10 protein-coding genes are annotated in these 15,767 nt (G+C 47.7%); 4 read left to right on the forward strand and 6 right to left on the reverse strand.

Going from position 1 to position 15,767, the window contains the following annotated elements; genetic code table 11:
• Positions 1-33 precede the first annotated feature (33 nt).
• Positions 34-1,179, reverse strand: a complete 1,146-nt coding sequence (gene cofH, locus QUA01_RS00185; RefSeq protein WP_333088483.1) for a 7,8-didemethyl-8-hydroxy-5-deazariboflavin synthase subunit CofH — start codon at positions 1,177-1,179, stop codon at positions 34-36.
• A 139-nt stretch (positions 1,180-1,318) separates the two neighbouring features.
• Here cofH and QUA01_RS00190 point away from each other — a divergent pair, with 139 nt between their 5' ends.
• Together QUA01_RS00190 and QUA01_RS00195 are read left to right on the forward strand one after the other, a co-directional pair.
• Complete coding sequence (locus tag QUA01_RS00190) at positions 1,319-2,533, forward strand: glycosyltransferase (protein ID WP_333088486.1); 1,215 nt, start codon at positions 1,319-1,321, stop codon at positions 2,531-2,533.
• Between the two features lie 136 nt (positions 2,534-2,669).
• The gene (locus QUA01_RS00195; protein ID WP_333088489.1) at positions 2,670-4,466 is read left to right on the forward strand and encodes a glycosyltransferase family 39 protein; all 1,797 of its coding nucleotides are present in this window, start codon (positions 2,670-2,672) and stop codon (positions 4,464-4,466) included.
• Between the two features lie 223 nt (positions 4,467-4,689).
• Here the strand turns inward: QUA01_RS00195 and QUA01_RS00200 are convergent, their stop codons facing one another.
• Entirely contained in the window at positions 4,690-5,295 is a 606-nt protein-coding gene (locus tag QUA01_RS00200) for a DUF3318 domain-containing protein (protein ID WP_333088490.1), read from the reverse strand.
• Positions 5,296-5,604: 309 nt separating this feature from the next.
• A complete protein-coding gene (locus QUA01_RS00205) occupies positions 5,605-7,182 on the reverse strand; it encodes a NupC/NupG family nucleoside CNT transporter (RefSeq protein WP_333088491.1) in 1,578 nt (525 codons plus the stop codon).
• A gap of 222 nt (positions 7,183-7,404) precedes the next feature.
• Here QUA01_RS00205 and QUA01_RS00210 point away from each other — a divergent pair, with 222 nt between their 5' ends.
• Entirely contained in the window at positions 7,405-7,692 is a 288-nt protein-coding gene (locus tag QUA01_RS00210; protein ID WP_333088492.1) for a hypothetical protein, read from the forward strand.
• A gap of 157 nt (positions 7,693-7,849) precedes the next feature.
• On the opposite strand, the gene QUA01_RS00215 is transcribed toward QUA01_RS00210, so the two are convergent.
• A complete protein-coding gene (locus QUA01_RS00215; RefSeq protein WP_333088493.1) occupies positions 7,850-8,044 on the reverse strand; it encodes a hypothetical protein in 195 nt (64 codons plus the stop codon).
• A 467-nt stretch (positions 8,045-8,511) separates the two neighbouring features.
• Here QUA01_RS00215 and QUA01_RS00220 point away from each other — a divergent pair, with 467 nt between their 5' ends.
• The gene (locus QUA01_RS00220; RefSeq protein WP_333088495.1) at positions 8,512-13,362 is read left to right on the forward strand and encodes a CHAT domain-containing protein; all 4,851 of its coding nucleotides are present in this window, start codon (positions 8,512-8,514) and stop codon (positions 13,360-13,362) included.
• A 281-nt stretch (positions 13,363-13,643) separates the two neighbouring features.
• Here the strand turns inward: QUA01_RS00220 and QUA01_RS00225 are convergent, their stop codons facing one another.
• The gene (locus QUA01_RS00225) at positions 13,644-14,336 is read right to left on the reverse strand and encodes a hypothetical protein (protein WP_333088497.1); all 693 of its coding nucleotides are present in this window, start codon (positions 14,334-14,336) and stop codon (positions 13,644-13,646) included.
• A 31-nt stretch (positions 14,337-14,367) separates the two neighbouring features.
• The gene (locus QUA01_RS00230; RefSeq protein WP_333088498.1) at positions 14,368-15,750 is read right to left on the reverse strand and encodes a GAF domain-containing sensor histidine kinase; all 1,383 of its coding nucleotides are present in this window, start codon (positions 15,748-15,750) and stop codon (positions 14,368-14,370) included.
• Between the last annotated feature and the right edge of the window lie 17 nt (positions 15,751-15,767).

Raw genomic sequence — 15,767 nt, forward strand, 5'->3', positions numbered from 1 at the left:
AGCGGTTTCAACCGCCGATTTATGGCGAATTTATTAACTTATTACAGCCAATTTGTCAACCCCTAAACGTCGATAAATTGTATCTCTTTGCTGATAATCCCGCCCCAAAGAACGAATCGCATTTTGCAAATCTTCCACAGACTGACAACTGCCGCCAACTGCACCGGCCATTGTAGTAATGTGCTCTTCCATCAAAGTGCCACCGATGTCGTTGCAGCCCCATTTGAGCGCTTCTGTAGCTCCATCTAAACCCAGTTTTACCCAGCTTGGTTGATGATTGGAAATCAAATTTCCCAAAAAGATTCGAGAGACAGCGGTGAGTAACAATGTATCTGCTAAAACTGGTTGATCGCGGCCGACTCTACTGCGTAAAGGAGCCGGTGCATCCTGTCCGACAAAGGGCAGTAAAATAAATTCTGTGATGTGAGCTGGATAGTTGTTGTTAATTGCTGTTTGTTGGAGCGATCGCACTTTTTCTAAATGCAAAACCTGCTGAGAGGCGGTTTCAATATGCCCGCAAAGCATCGTGCTAGTTGTCGGTAAACCCAGACGGTGAGCAGTTCCCACAATTTCTAACCAAGTTGCAGAATCTAGTTTTTCCGGGCAAATTATCCTCCGCACCGCATCGTCGAGAACTTCCGCTGCCGTTCCCGGCATCGAACCAACTCCCGCATCTTGCAAAGCTGAAATTACATAGCTGAAACTCAGATTATCTTGTCTGGCAATAAATTCTATTTCTTGCGGCGAAAAAGCGTGCAAGTGCAACTGCGGAAACTTATCTTTAATAGTTTTTACCAATTGCAGATAATAAGGCAAAGATGCACCGCCCTGTTTAGCTTGAAGATTTAAGCCGCCCTGCATACAAATTTCCGTCGCACCCCGCTGCACTGCATCAGTTGCCTTTTCCTGAATTTGGGCTGCATCTAACCAAAAAGCGCCTTCATCTCCGTCGTCGCGGCGGAACGCACAAAAACTGCAATGCTGCTCGCAAATGTTGGTAAAATTAATATTGCGATTTATAACATAGGTAACAGTATCCCCTGATTGTCGGCGACGCAGCAAGTCAGCGGTTGCTTGAATTTGGGCGATCGCCTCTGGATCTCTTTGTTGCAAAAGTATCAAGGCTTCGGCGGTAGAAATGTTATAACCTTGTAAAGCTCGATCTAGAATTGCATCCACAGTTTTATTTTTGGCTCAGTTACAGAATTACTGCCTAGAATTAAGGCGTTTTTATATCTTAACAAATCGATCGTAGATGAACGCTCTGCTAAAATCTCAACGTTTACAAAAGCATCTTTTAATTTGTGAAACTTAATTTATGGGCATCAACCAAACAAATCATCTGTTACCAGTGCCTTCTGGACTTTTGCAAATTCCTGCTGTACCGACTTTCGCTTCAACTTTTACAGACACAGATACAGCGCCCATTTATTTTTCCCTCGTCATTCCCACCTATAACGAGTGCAAGAATGTCAAGAGTATTGTGGAACAATTGAGCCAATTGCTTGATGGCATGATTCCCGGCAACTACGAGTTAATTGTAGTCGATGACGACAGCCCCGATCGCACCTGGGAAGTTGCCCTGTCCCTGACACCAGAATATCCGCAATTGCGCGTGATGCGCCGCTCAGACGAGCGGGGACTTTCTACCGCCGTAATTCGCGGGTGGCAAGCCTCTAGGGGCGAGGTTTTGGGGGTGATCGATGCCGACTTGCAGCATCCGCCGGAGACACTGTTGCAGCTTTTAGCAGAAATTCAGCGGGGAGCCGATTTGGCCGCTGCGAGCCGCCACGTTGACGAGGGCGGGGTGAGCGACTGGAGCGTTGTCAGGCGATTGTTGTCGCGGGGAGCTCAAATAGTCGGATTGATCGTACTACCGGGAGTGGTGGGCCGAGTTTCCGATCCGATGAGCGGCTATTTTATGGTGCGCCGCAGTTGCATTGCCGAGAAAACCATGAATCCTGCCGGTTACAAAATTTTGATTGAAGTGCTTGGGAGGGGAAACATCCGCTGGATTGGAGAAGTTGGTTACGTGTTTCAGGAGCGGAAGGAAGGCGAGAGCAAAGTTACTGGAAAACAGTATATTGAGTATTTGCGGCATTTGCTCATATTGCGGTTTGCCCGCTGGCCGATGGGTAAGTTTCTGCGGTTTGGCGTGGTTGGTTTCAGTGGCGTGTTTGTGAATATGGCGGTTTTGTACGTGCTGCGTGAGATATTAAATTTGGAGCTGACTCGCAGTCTGATTCTTGCTGCTGAATTAGCAATTATCAGTAACTTTTTTTGGAATGATTGGTGGACTTTTGGGGATATTTCTAAGCGACAGCCGGGAATGAAGCAGCGCTTGAAACGGCTGTTAAAGTTTAATACAATTTGCTTGATGGGTTTGATTTTGAATGTGCTGCTGGTTAATGTGATGTTTAATATTTTGGGGATGAATGAATATTTGGCGACTTTAATTGCGATCGCAGTCGTGACTCTGTGGAATTTCTGGATTAATATGAAGCTGAGCTGGCGGGTTACGGAAGTTGATTAGAAACTGGGTCATGGGGAATTGATAATTGGCGATTGGTAATTGATAAAATGACGTTGGACGGAAAGCGAGTTATTGAGGTGCTCGCACTAATGACTAATGACTAAGGACTAATGACTCTTCTTCCCAAGGCCTTTGAATGACTGAATTGATGATTAAACATAAACAACTGTTGCTAATATTGCTGTGGATGGCGATCGCCCTAATGCTGCGCTTTGCCAATTTGGACTCGAAACCGCTGTGGACGGACGAGTTTTCGACTCTAGTGTTTAGTTTGGGGAACAGTTTTCGCGGTGTGCCGATCGATCGCGCGATCGACCTTGCCACTCTATTACAACCGCTGCAATTTCGTCCCGATGCTGGCATTGGAGATGTCCTAAACCATTTGCTGCTAGAAAGCAACCATCCGCCAGTATATTTTATGCTAGCCCACTGGTGGATGCAGTTGTTTGGCCCGACCGAAGATAGTTTAGTTTGGATCGGGCGATCGCTGCCGGCATTATTAGGCGTTATTTCCGTACCCGCCATCTACCTTTTAGGCAAATTTGCATTCAATTCTCGTTTAGTTGGTCAATGTGCCGCCGCGATGATGGCAGTTTCTCCCTACGGCATTTATCTCGCTCAAGAAGCCCGCCATTATACTTTAGGAATCTTATTAGTTATTGCCTCTCTTTTTTGCTTGACCTTAGCTGGAAAAAAACTGCAACAGCGCGCTCCGCTGCCTATTTGGGCGGTGCTGCTGTGGATAGTTGTTAACTGTTGGGGAATTGCTTGTCACTACTTTTTTGTGCTTACTTTGTGTGCCGAAGCCATCGCCTTAATTGCTGTAATTTTGCTGCAATTTAATCAAAAATTGGCAACTTCAAATAATCAGCAGCCGAATATTTGGCAATTTCAAATTATCTGGCGGCTGTTAGCAGTAGCGCTGGGGACTTTAGCTGGCGGTTTAGTTTGGTTACCGATATTTTTGTCAAATAAATACGGTAGCGAGCTCACGAATTGGCTTGTCAGTGGCGATCGCACATTTTTAGATTTGATTAATCCGATTGTTCAAGCTTTAGCTGGATGGATTACTATCGTGTCGCTGCTGCCGGTGGAATCGTCAAATTTGGCAGTAGTGGCTGGATCTGCGATCGGCATGACAATATTTTTGCTGTGGGCGCTTCCCATCCTATTTATGGCTCAAAAAAACTCCTTAAAAACGCCAAATAATCGTTTAGGTAATGTTATTTTCGGCGGATTTGTGCTAGGAGCAATTTTCCTATTTTTCAGCTTTGCATATATTCTAGGAATTGACCTAACTCGCGGCGCACGCTACAATTTCGTCTACTTTCCCGGCGTAATTTTATTGTTAGGAGTAATCTTAGCAGTTATTTATAGCACACCTACAGTCAAAAGTCGATGGTTTAATTTACCTGCCGTAGAAATTTCTGGCAAAAGAGCAGTCATGCTAATTTTAGCAATGAGTTTTGTCAGCGGTATCACAGTAAATTCCAATCTCGGCTATCGCAAATATTACAAACCAGACCTTTTAATTCCGATTATCCGCGAAGTGTCGTCGAAAGTTCCCGTTTTAATTGCCACTACTCAAAAGACTCATGTAGAAATAGGAGAGTTGATGGGGATTGGATGGGAATGGGAAAGAAGGCATAAGGAAGAAGTCAGAAGGAAGAAGGAAGAGGGAAGAGGGAAGAAGGAAGAAGTTAAAGCCTTTGATTCTCCACGGTTTCTTTTGGTTAAGCAGAGAAGGGATGCGCCGGAAATTGTGACTGGAATACTCGATCGGACACTCAGTCAATTAGAACGTCCGCTAGATTTGTGGTTGGTAAATTTTCCCACACCTGTCAACTTAGCAGAACAAAAATGTCAGCTTGAGTCGCGCCAGTTGCCTGCGGTAGACGGGTATGAATATCAAATTTATCATTGCTCTAGTTAAGGACAAACGGGATTTTTTACAAAAATACTATTCGCAGTTAGATCAAATCCGGTAACATCGGAATGATTCAGATATATATTCTCGGACTCTGTGTACTCTGCGCCCTCTGTGGTTAAAAAAATCATTCCGATGCAACCGGCAACGATACTAACCCTCCGTTTCCGAGGCTTTGTTGGGGTTTCACTTCGTAAGGGATCAACCCAGGCTAGGAAGAAAGTAGTTTTCAATCTTTCCTCACACTATCCGGCACGCCCACCGCCGAAATACCCGATATCGCCCTTAAATTCTGACACCGAATCAACTCATTAAAATCCAAACTGCGTCCTTCAATTTGCGCCGCAGCTTCAATAGCAGACAGCAAATGTCCGGCGGCCTCGGCTTCGCTGTAACCGCGCCTTAGAGCCACTTTAATCGCCGTCTCGTCAGCCTCTAACTCTACTTGCGAACTGCGGTTGTCGCGCCAAATTCGAGTCATCGCCAGTCCCGTCAAACCACCCGCGATCGCAATTCCGATCGCATCTCGCTGCGACAACTCTACAACAGTCCCGACAATTCCCGCCAGAGCAGCACCTTGATAAATATCCAGCTTAAACCACTTGAAATTGCCCAAAAAACTCACATTTCGCAATAGCAGCAAATCTCGCTGCGGCTGAGATAGCAACCTCCACAAATCAAAATTAATATAAATCGGTCGAGATTGATTCCAAGGCAAAGGAAAATCACAATCAATTACCGTCGATTGTTGAGGCTTATTAATAATTTTACACGTCATGCGACCGGAAGCGGGCATCACATCTAACAGGCGTCGAATTTCAGGTTCGGGATTCATGATTGAAGGAAGAGGGAAGAAGGAAGAAGGAAGAAGGAAGAGGGAAGAAGGAAGAGGGAAGAAGGAAGAGGGAAGAAGGAAGAGGGCATTGGTGGGATAAATTTCGCTTATTACTTAGTCTAGATCCCCCTAAATCCCCCTTAAAAAAAGGGACTTTGACCGCTTCCAGTTCCCGTCTAATAAAAGGGGAACTTTGACCACTTCTTGTCCCCCCCTTAAGAAGGGGGGTTAGGGGGGGATCGGGCCTTAATTACCAGACAGAATACTGGAACTAGGTTTGACGTTAAGTGTCCTTAACTCATACCTTGTTTAAGGCGTTTTCTTCGATTCAGATTTAGGAGATTCTTGAGCTTTTGGAGTTGCTTTTTCACCCTTGGGCGAAGGCTTCGGGCTGGCAACTTCTGGGGCAACGGACGGCTGGGAAGTTACGCTTGGGGATGCCTGCTGTTTTTGGGAGGCGGGGGCAGTTATCGGAGCTGCAGGGGCTGCCTTAGCACCTAAAATGCTCGCGTCTCCGGTGTCAAATAAGCCGGCGATGCAGGCAATCATCATTGTTGCTAAGGTGCCGACAAATAATGCTTTCCAACCGAGTTCGGAAATGTCTTTGCGGCGGGAGGGAATTAGGGCGATCGTACCGCCGACAAATATACCGACGGATGCTAGGTGCGCGAAGCCGGAAAGGGCGTAACTGACAATCAAAACTGTGCGATCGCTAATCAGTCCTTGTTTTGCGGCTTCTGCTAAACTTTGATAGGGTGGAATTGCGGTTTCTAACAGCCGCCGTCCGATGATTACTGATGCTACCCAAGAATCCTCAATGGGAACTCCAGTTAATAAGGTTAGCGGATAAAATAAAACTCCTTGGATATTTTGCAGGGTGACAAAACTAAAGATTGTGCCGATGGGAGCCGGCAACACGGCCAACCAGCCAAAGAATTGATTGATTAAGGAAACTAAGCCCAAGATTAAAATCAAAACAGCGGCGATCGCCACAGCCATTTTTACACCGTCCAATGCACCAATTATCGCTGCATCCAAAGGGCTGACTCGTTCGATGGGTTCTCCGCCCACAGTCTCTTGTTTGAGCGCTTCGCCGTCGATTTCCGAAATTTCGTCGCTGATAAATTCGCCGAGGCCTTGAGGTTTCCGTTCTTCCTTGGGGATGCCGCCCATTGTCAGCGGTACTCCTGTTTCGGGAACTAAAATTTTGGAGATGACAAAGCAAGCGGGAATGGCGATAATTGAGGCGGAAACTAAATGTCCTAAAATATTGGGAAATACAGGCTTGAGAAAGCTGACGTAAATTGCTAAAGTTGATGAAGCGGCGGTTCCAAAACAGCAGGAGAGAATGGCACAAAGTTCGGAACGAGTCATTTGCGGCAAATAAGGCTTGACGACTATTGCTGCTTCTATTCCTACAAAAATATTGGCTGCGCCGCTGAGGGCTTCTGCGCCGCTCAACCGCATTGTCTTATAAAATATTTTGGCAAAAACTTCGGTGACAATTTGAATTACGCCGATGTTATAAAGTAAAGCCATGAGGCCGGAAAAAAAGACGACTGTCGGTAAAGCTCGAAAGGCGAAAATATATCCTAAATTAATTGCCGGCTCTTTACCCGGTACTGGTACAATATTGCTCCCGAATACAAATCTCGCTCCGGTGTCAGCAGCGGTGAATACTCCATCGAGCAAGCCTGTAAACCATTCTAGGGCGATGCGAGTTGGGGGAAACAGGAATACTAAAAATCCTAAGACTAATTGCAGGCCAATTCCCCAGATGATGACGCGCCAAGGTATATAACGAACTTGGCGGTTTTCTGAGAAAATCCAGGCGATCGCGCAGAGCCCAAAAATGCCCAGAAATGAGATAAAGTTGTAAATAGACATGAGTCTAGTCCTTAAAATAGCTGAGAATACCGATCGACGGTTTGCACCACATCAGTTATACTATTCATCGGACGGCAAGTGCCAAAAAAAATAATTAGCAGATAAATTACGCACTCAACAGCGTATTTATGTCGTTGCTTATGTCAGCGCCAGCGGAAGCGGATCTTTAGCAACCGTTGATTTGCCCTAATTACCAGCAGTTTAAATAAAAACACGCAACACATGGAAGCTTTTGCTCCACATCCTCCCGAATGGACTGCGATGGCGGTTCACGCTACTGAGTTTTGCTGTCCCAAGTGCGGTGCTAGCTGCACTGATGCCCGCGAGGTCTGGATTAATCGCCGATCGCCAGTATACAGTGAGTTCCAGCGTCGCAAGTGGCAAGAATTTTATCGCTGTCAGTGCGACGGCGTGTGGTGGGCCTGGAGTAGCGATAGGCCTCCTTCTGAACTTGTGCGTCCCGACGAGAGTTCGGATGAGGGTTCTGATGAGGACGATGATGATTTTTAGAAGGACTTTCGATTGGATTTGAAACAGTCCCGGACTCACGCCCCGGCCAAAAACCCGGTTTCTGCATCAAGCATCTCACATCGCGTCCGATCGATTAAGATCATAAAAACGGATATGTGCGGAGGGCCTCCGCACATATCCAAGCAATTTTTCTCAACTAATTGAGTACGTCGAGTAGGCCATTGACTACGCCTGACATTACTTTTTCAACTAAACTCAATTCATGTTCGCCGATCGACTCATCTAAGAGCATTGACTGAATTCGCTGTCTGTCTTCGCGAGTCAGTTGACCAGAGGCAAAGATCCGTTCAACTACTTGTTCATTTAAAAATGGGAAGGGTTGATTTTGCATTATCTGTCCCTAAAAGCATCAATATTTGGTTTTTAATTTTGCTAGAGGAGGCAGTTATTTTGTGGGTTTTTGCCTTTTCATCCATATCTTTGCTTCAATCTTAGGACTCAGCAGGCTTTTTGTCAAGACACCTGCGACCGATAGATAAATACGAAATATGCTTGGTATTTCTGACATTCTGGCAAAAGATGGTTTTGCAGGGCGATCGACTCAAAGACGCTGATTTGCACCCTGGGAGCAAACCGCCGTGCCCGCAAGCTTTTTAAGTTTATTGGCACTTTAGCGGAACATTACAGCTCAAAAAAAAATCAAAACTACAATAGATTAGAATGGGAATTGGAATGGGGAATGGGGAATGGGGAATGGGGAATGGGGAATTGGGAATGGGGAATTGGGAATGGGGAATTGGGAATTGTCAACCACTAACGACTGATGACTGATGACTGATGACTAATAACTAATAACTGATGACCTATTTTCGCTCTGCTATAATTTTGACATTAGGTTTTTTGCTGCTACCGCTAGCAGCGCGATCGCAACCTGTCATTCCGGCAAATGACGGCACTAATACTATTGTCAACCAGGAGCAAAATCGATTAGAGATTAGAGGCGGCCAACTGTCTGGAAACGGCGCAAACTTGTTTCACAGCTTCAGCCAATTTAATCTCAGCGAAGGTCAAATTGCTAATTTTCTAACTAATCCAAATATTCAAAATATTTTAGGGCGAATTTCCGGCGGCAATGTTTCCATCATTAACGGCCTGATTTCAGTAAGCGGGGGAAACTCGAATTTATTCTTAATGAATCCGGCGGGAATTGTTTTCGGTCAAAATGCGAGATTGAACGTGCCGGGGTCTTTTTTCGCCACAACTTCTACGAATATCGGTTTCGGCGATCGCTGGTTTAATGCGGCCGGAATTAATGATTATAAATCTTTACAGGGAAACCCCACTCAATTTAATTTTAATAACTCACAATCTGGAATAATTGTCAATGCTGGAAACTTAGCAGTTGGTAGCGGTCAAAATTTAACTTTGTTGGGCGGTACTGCGATTAATACCGGGCAATTGTCCGCCCCGGCCGGTCAAATTACGGTGGCTGCTGTTGCGGGAAGCAATGCAGTCCGCATCAGTCAGACTGGTAATTTATTGAGTTTAGAAATTACTCCGTCTTTGCAGTCAGACAAATCGGCGATCGCCCCAGTTACTTTACCTGTGTTGCTGACTGGCCCGGGCGTAGAGTCAGCCACAGGTTTAACGACTAACGAACAAGGTCAATTAATCCTGACTGGGGGCCAAACAGTGCCGGTAAATGCCGGAAGCGCGATCATATCGGGTGCTGTAAATGTCTTTGCACCTTCTGGCGCAAGAGGCGGCACAGTCAATATTTTAGGGTCAAAAGTCGGACTGTTCGGCGCAAATATCAATGCTTCCGGGACAGATGGCGGAGGAGTCGTGCGCGTCGGTGGCGGTTTCCGGGGGACGGAACCAGTGCCAAATTCCCTGGTAACTTATGTTAGTCCTGATTCTACGATCGCAGCAGACGCGATCGACCGCGGCAACGGCGGTACTGCGACAATTTGGTCAGACAATACAACTCGCTTCTTCGGCAATATTACGGCTCGCGGCGGCACAGCAGCAGGAAACGGCGGCAGAGTGGAAGTTTCCGGTAAAAATGCTTTAGTTTTCCAAGGAGAGGTCGATACCCGCGCGCCTAACGGGGCGATCGGCAATTTGTGGCTCGATCCGGCAAATATTTCGATCGTCAGCGGTAACGGCGAAAACAGCCCTTCATCCTCTGCTGGCGGGGAACTCCAATCCACAGAATCACCCACTGAAACATCGATCTCAGAAGTGCAGTTAGAACAGATGGCGGCCGGCAGCAATGTAGTTGTAGAAACCCCCGGCTACATTACCCTGCAAAACTTGCCCGACAACAAACTCGCACTGCAAGCGCAAACCGGAGACAGCGTAACATTTACATCAGGCGGAGTGTTTTTTGTCAATGACCCCAAGGATTTAATCGAGACTCAAGGTGGCAACATTAACATTTTTGCCAGCAGCATTTCTCTGGGCGGAGTCAACGCTAACGGTGGCAATATCGCTCTGACTGCTAACGGCATTGACTTCAGGGGCGGCAGCAATTCCGTCAGCAGTGCGGGGGGGACAATTAGCTTGCAGCCCAGCGACGGCCGAGGGATTCGGGTGGGCGGCACTGGCGATATTTTAGGGGTTTTGGACTTGACGGGAGGGGATCTGGGTGCTTTGGCAGCGGGTTTCGGCTCGATCGCGATCGGGCGCGCCAACAGCAGCTCGATCGCGATCGTCGCACCAATTACCTTCAAAAGCCCGTTGACACTTCAAGGCAGTTCGATCGCGATCGACCATCCCCTCAGAACAACCGGCAGCGCTAGCTTGACACTCGACGCGCCTCAAACGGAGATCGGTGCCAACATCGCCGCACCGGGCGCAGATATCGCTTTTACTGGCAACCTTTCCCTGAATGCTGATGCCACTTTGGGCGATCGAACTACCGGCAGCATTTTGTTCTCCGGCAGCCTAGACGGAGCTCGCGCCCTCAGACTTGACGCAGGGCGAGTCCGGTTCGGCGCGACAGTGGGTCAAACTGCACCGCTGGCGAGTTTGACTGTAAACGGTGGCATTACCGAGATATTTGGGGCGATCGCCACATCTGGCGACATCACTTTCAACAATCCCGTCACAGTCGATCGCCGCAGCACAATTTCGGCCAGTACCGGCAACATCACTTTTGCCAGTAGCCTCGACAGCATCCAAGGCCGGGCAAATAATTTGACGCTGCGCGCTGGCGGCAACATTACCTTTACCGGCGCAGTTGGTCAAAGTCAGAGGTTGGGCGTGCTCTCGGCTGATGCTGCTAGCGTGACGGCTACTTCCCAAATTGCAGCCCGCATTTTGAGCGTGAACGCGCGAGATTTTGCTACTATCAGGGGGGACAGCACGGCCGCTTTGGGAGCCGATATCAAGGCCGGAAATGTACTGTTAGAGGGTAATTTAAGGACGGATGGCGGCAGCGCTAACTTGCAAGCTTTGGATGAGGTTCGGACTGGCAATATTACCTCCAACGGCGGAAGCATTCGGGTTGAGGGAAATACTGTTGCAGCAGGGGCGATCGACTCTTCGTCAGCAACGGGAACAGGTGGCGCGATCGCCCTCAAAAGCAATGCCGGCTCTTTAACTGCGGGAGGCTTGAACTCTTCGGGGGCGATCGGCGGCAATATTGCCCTTACCTCGCAAGCCGGCATTTCTACTCTCGATCTCAACTCCAGCGGCACTCAGGGAAACGGCGGCGCAGTCTCCCTGAGCGCGATCGGTAACATTCAGTTGGGTTTTATCAATGCTAGAGGCGGCAGCGTTGATGTGACAACCCTCGGTTTGTTTCGCTCGAACAATGTTTTTAACGATATATCCGGCAATCTTGCCAGTATTTCTACTGCAGGAGGTACAGGAGGCGGGGCGATCGCAATTCGGCACGGAGGCGGTAGTGATCGACCGTTTGTAGTTGGCGGGGCGATCGACAACGGAACTCAGGGAAGCATTAATGCTGGCGTAGAAAACGCCATTTTGCCTAGTTTTTCCTTTGGGCAAACTTACACCCAAGGAAGTTTACAAAACCAGATTTCCCTAATTACACCGGGCGCGCGCCCTACTCCTCCACCAATCCCCGAACCAATCCCCGAACCAATCCCCGAACCAATTCCCGAACCAATTCCCGAACCAATTCCCGAACCAATTCCCGAACCAATTCCCGAACCAATTCCCGAACCTGCGCTGTCACTTCCTGCATCTTTGCAAGTACAATTGCGATCGCCAAATCAAAACAGAAATTCCCCAACTAGCCCGGAGCTTTTGATTCCTTCTCGCAGCTTCGATACCGCAGTTTCCGGTATTTTAGCCTTTGAGCAAACCTTCACTCGCGAATACGAAAAATATCTAAATTTGCCCGCCAGAAAGCCGATTATAAATATGTCGGTAATTTACGAAACCCTTCGCAAAAACGAACAAATTACCGGGGTAAAATCTGCAATCATTTATATGAATTGGGTCAGCGAATCAAAAGCAGCAGCCAAAGAAAATGATTCGGTGCTGGTGGCAAGTCGAGATTTATCTAATCTCTTGCCTGTCAGAAAAAACCTCATCCCGCCGCCTCCCAAAATGTTAGAAGATGGGTTGATGGAGAAGTTGCCAACAGCAGGCACAGAAGTTTCCGATGTTCCTACCGGCGAGCATTTAGAATTAGTGTTAGTCACAGCTAACGCTCAACCGATGCGCGTTTTAGTTTCGGCGACAACGCGCTGGCAGGTACTGCAATTAGCCGACGCTTTGCAAACCGAAATCACTAATCCTAGAAGAAGAAATAGTATCAGTTATTTGGATGCAGCTCAAAAACTTTATCGGTGGTTAATTGCGCCATTTGCAGGAGAATTGGCAGCTTTAAAAATTAATAATTTAATTGTAATTCCGGCAGCGGGTTTGCGAAGCGTGCCGTTTGCTGCTCTTCACGATGGTAAACAATTTTTAGTTGAGCAATACAGCTTTAGCGTGATGCCGAGTCTGAGTTTGACTGATATCCGCTACGACAATATTACTGACGATGAAGTGTTGGCGATGGGGGCGTCGGTATTTCAGGATAAAGCGCCATTACCGGCGGTACCGGTGGAGTTAGAGTCGATCGCCCCGCCGACGCGCGGAAAATCATTTTTGAATCAAGATTTTACTCTCGCAAATTTGCAAGCTCAACGGGCAAATCAACCTTTTGGAATTATTCACTTAGCAACTCACAGCGAATTCCAGCCAGGGGCACCGAAAAATTCTTACATTCAGTTGTGGGATACTAAATTGCGCCTCGATCAAATGCGGCAGTTGCGGTGGAATTCTCCCCCGGTGCACCTGTTAGTTTTAAGCGCGTGCAGTACCGCTTTGGGCGACGAAGAGGCGGAGTTGGGGTTTGCGGGTTTGGCGGTAGCTAGCGGTGCGCGATCGGCTTTGGCGAGTTTGTGGGAAGTCAGCGATGAGGGGACTTTGGGACTAATGACGGAGTTTTACCGGCTGTTGCGGACTCCCAGAAGCGGTGGTAATTTGATGATTAAAGCCGAGGCTTTGCGGTGGGCGCAATTGCAGATGTTGCGGGGGCGGGTGCGGATTCAAGACGGGATGCTGCGAGTTGAAGGGCTTTCTGAGGCGATCGTTTTGCCTCCTGAAATTGCGGCCAGGGGCGATCGAATGCTTTCCCATCCTTATTATTGGGCTGCTTTTACAATGATTGGCAATCCTTGGTAATTGGTAATTGGCCCGCGCAGGGCATTGGCCCGCGCAGGGCATTGGTCATTGGCCCGCGCAGGGCATTGGGAATTTTCCCTAATGACTGTTGACTGATAACTGTTGACTGTTGACTGTTGACTGTTAACATCATTTATGAGTGCAACCGGAATTGATATAACCAATAACTAACAACTAACAACTAACAACTGAGGGCGGGCACGCACCATCCACCGCCCCTACCAACTAACAAATAACAACTAACAAATAACAAATAACAAATAACAACTAACTCTTCTTCCTTAATTTTTTTCGCTCTGCTGGAAATGCCGCCCAACTTCCTGATGACATACGTGCCAAAAATACAAAGCCAAATTCAGAAGAGCTAATAACTTAGTGCCATCTTCTAACATCGCGTGCAATCCTGTACTTGGAGAGTTTATAATATCCTCAAGCCGCGAGATAGCAAACAAGAATAATGCTGCGACTAATGGCAAGTAAGGAGTAGTTTTGATGTACCGCCAAAAATTATATATGTAAAGAAGAACACCGCTCGCATAACATAAATAAATTATTTTTTTAGATATTCCCAGCCGAGTAAGAATCAAAGTCATCCGAAACCTGTCATCCACATACAAGACTCCCAGCAGTAAAGCACTAAAAAATAAGAAGATGGCCGATCGACTGCGGGGATCTTTGTGGCGCAGCAATCCAAAAGTAAATGCACAAATTGCCACACAAATGCACCCTAGGAATTCGGAAACTCCGGTGAGAATGCCTTCGTAAGGGAACCAGAAATTAAAAGGATCGCTAAACAGGCGTTCAACTCCGTCTCCCTTCTTGTTTAGTTTTGCGTAGACGCTTAGCCAGCCCAAAATCAGGACAGTCAGAATGTTGAAAGCAGCTAAAAACGGTACAGTAAAAAAGTGTGTTTTGAAAATTTCTAAAGAATTTGAAAAATTGGGAATTTTATCTAATAAAGACCGACGCTTCATAAAAACTCTCTCCAAACAATAGGCTTAGTTACTACTGATTGAGCGGCAGCCAAAGTACAAATGTAGTGCCGCGATCTGTTGGATATAAATGAGTTTCTGCTGGTGGCAGCCATTCGGGATTTACTGGAGAAAATACTTCGATTTCTCCTTGCATTTGGCGGACTAAATCGCGGGCGATCGCCAAACCCAATCCAGTGCCGGGAATTTCTGTCTGCGCTTTTTCTCCCCGGTAGTGCCGCTCAAATAAATGTTCTAAATCTTGGGGTGGAATCCCGGCACCTGTGTCGCTGACTGCCACTGCGACGGCAGGTAATGGGCGGTGTGTTGCCCGATCGCCATTCGCTTCCTTGTGCCTTACTTTAATATAAATTTGGCAGCCGGCAGAGCTATATTTCAAAGCATTGTCAATTAAATTGCTCAAAACTTCGCGCAAAGCTCGATCGTTCGCCGAAACTGGCGGCAAATCTGCCGGAATGTCGGCTACCAATGACAGACGCCTTTCAGATGCGATCGCCCGGGCGGAAATTAACAGCGGTTGTAGTACCAATCCCACAAAACAGGATTCTTCCAAATTGGCTGCTGGTGAAAGCGACAGAGAAGAATGCGACATTAATTCTAAATTGGACACTGCTTTTTCTGAAGTGCCAAATGGGAGTCTGAGATTTGCTTCGCCTGTGTCAAGGGTGCGATCGAACTCGGCGAGCAAGTCTTGCAGCCGATCGCTCTCTCGGACAATACTAAAAGCCACATTGCGATTTCTGTCTTCCGGTACCAGCCTGCGCGCCAACAGCTTACCAAAAGTTCGCAACGCTGTCAGCGGACTTTTGAACTGGTGCAGCAAATTGTGCATCGTATCGTACACCTGAGTCTGGATTTGCCTCGCCGAGCCCAATTCCTGCTGCATCCACTGGGATCGCTGGTCTAAAATACAAGCCAGGGTTAAGGTGCGAGCAATTTGCTGCATTTGAGCCTCCTCTCGATCGTTCCAAGGCCTGTCTTGCCTGCCGCACACCAGGAGTCCCATTACAACTCCCTCGTGTACCATAGGCGTCACAATTTGCCGGCGTTGCTGCCACACATTCTCCGGGCCTTGACACTGATCGTTCCGCCGCTGATTATCCGGGCTCTGCTCGGGCGCGATCGCCCCCACCGTTGATTCTTCCACAGGAAAAGCTGGCGCAGCCAGCCGCGGCACTGGTTTGACTGTCGAGTTTTCGGAAGATTGCAGCCTCAGCCCCAGATTTTCTTCCGATTCGGCTGATGTTTCTGGGTAAACCGCGATCTCTACCAACTTTGCTGCGCTTCCGGGTACGAGCTCTTGTGTCAGGTATACCGCGCTGAATGTCGCTCCCAAACTGACGGCGATCGCCACCTGCGATCGGCAAAGCTGGACAAATTCGGAACTGGCTGGCATTAACATGAGCGCCACAT

Origin of the sequence: Microcoleus sp. S36a_B3 (assembly GCF_036700745.1) — a bacterium.
Classification (GTDB): domain Bacteria; phylum Cyanobacteriota; class Cyanobacteriia; order Cyanobacteriales; family Microcoleaceae; genus Microcoleus.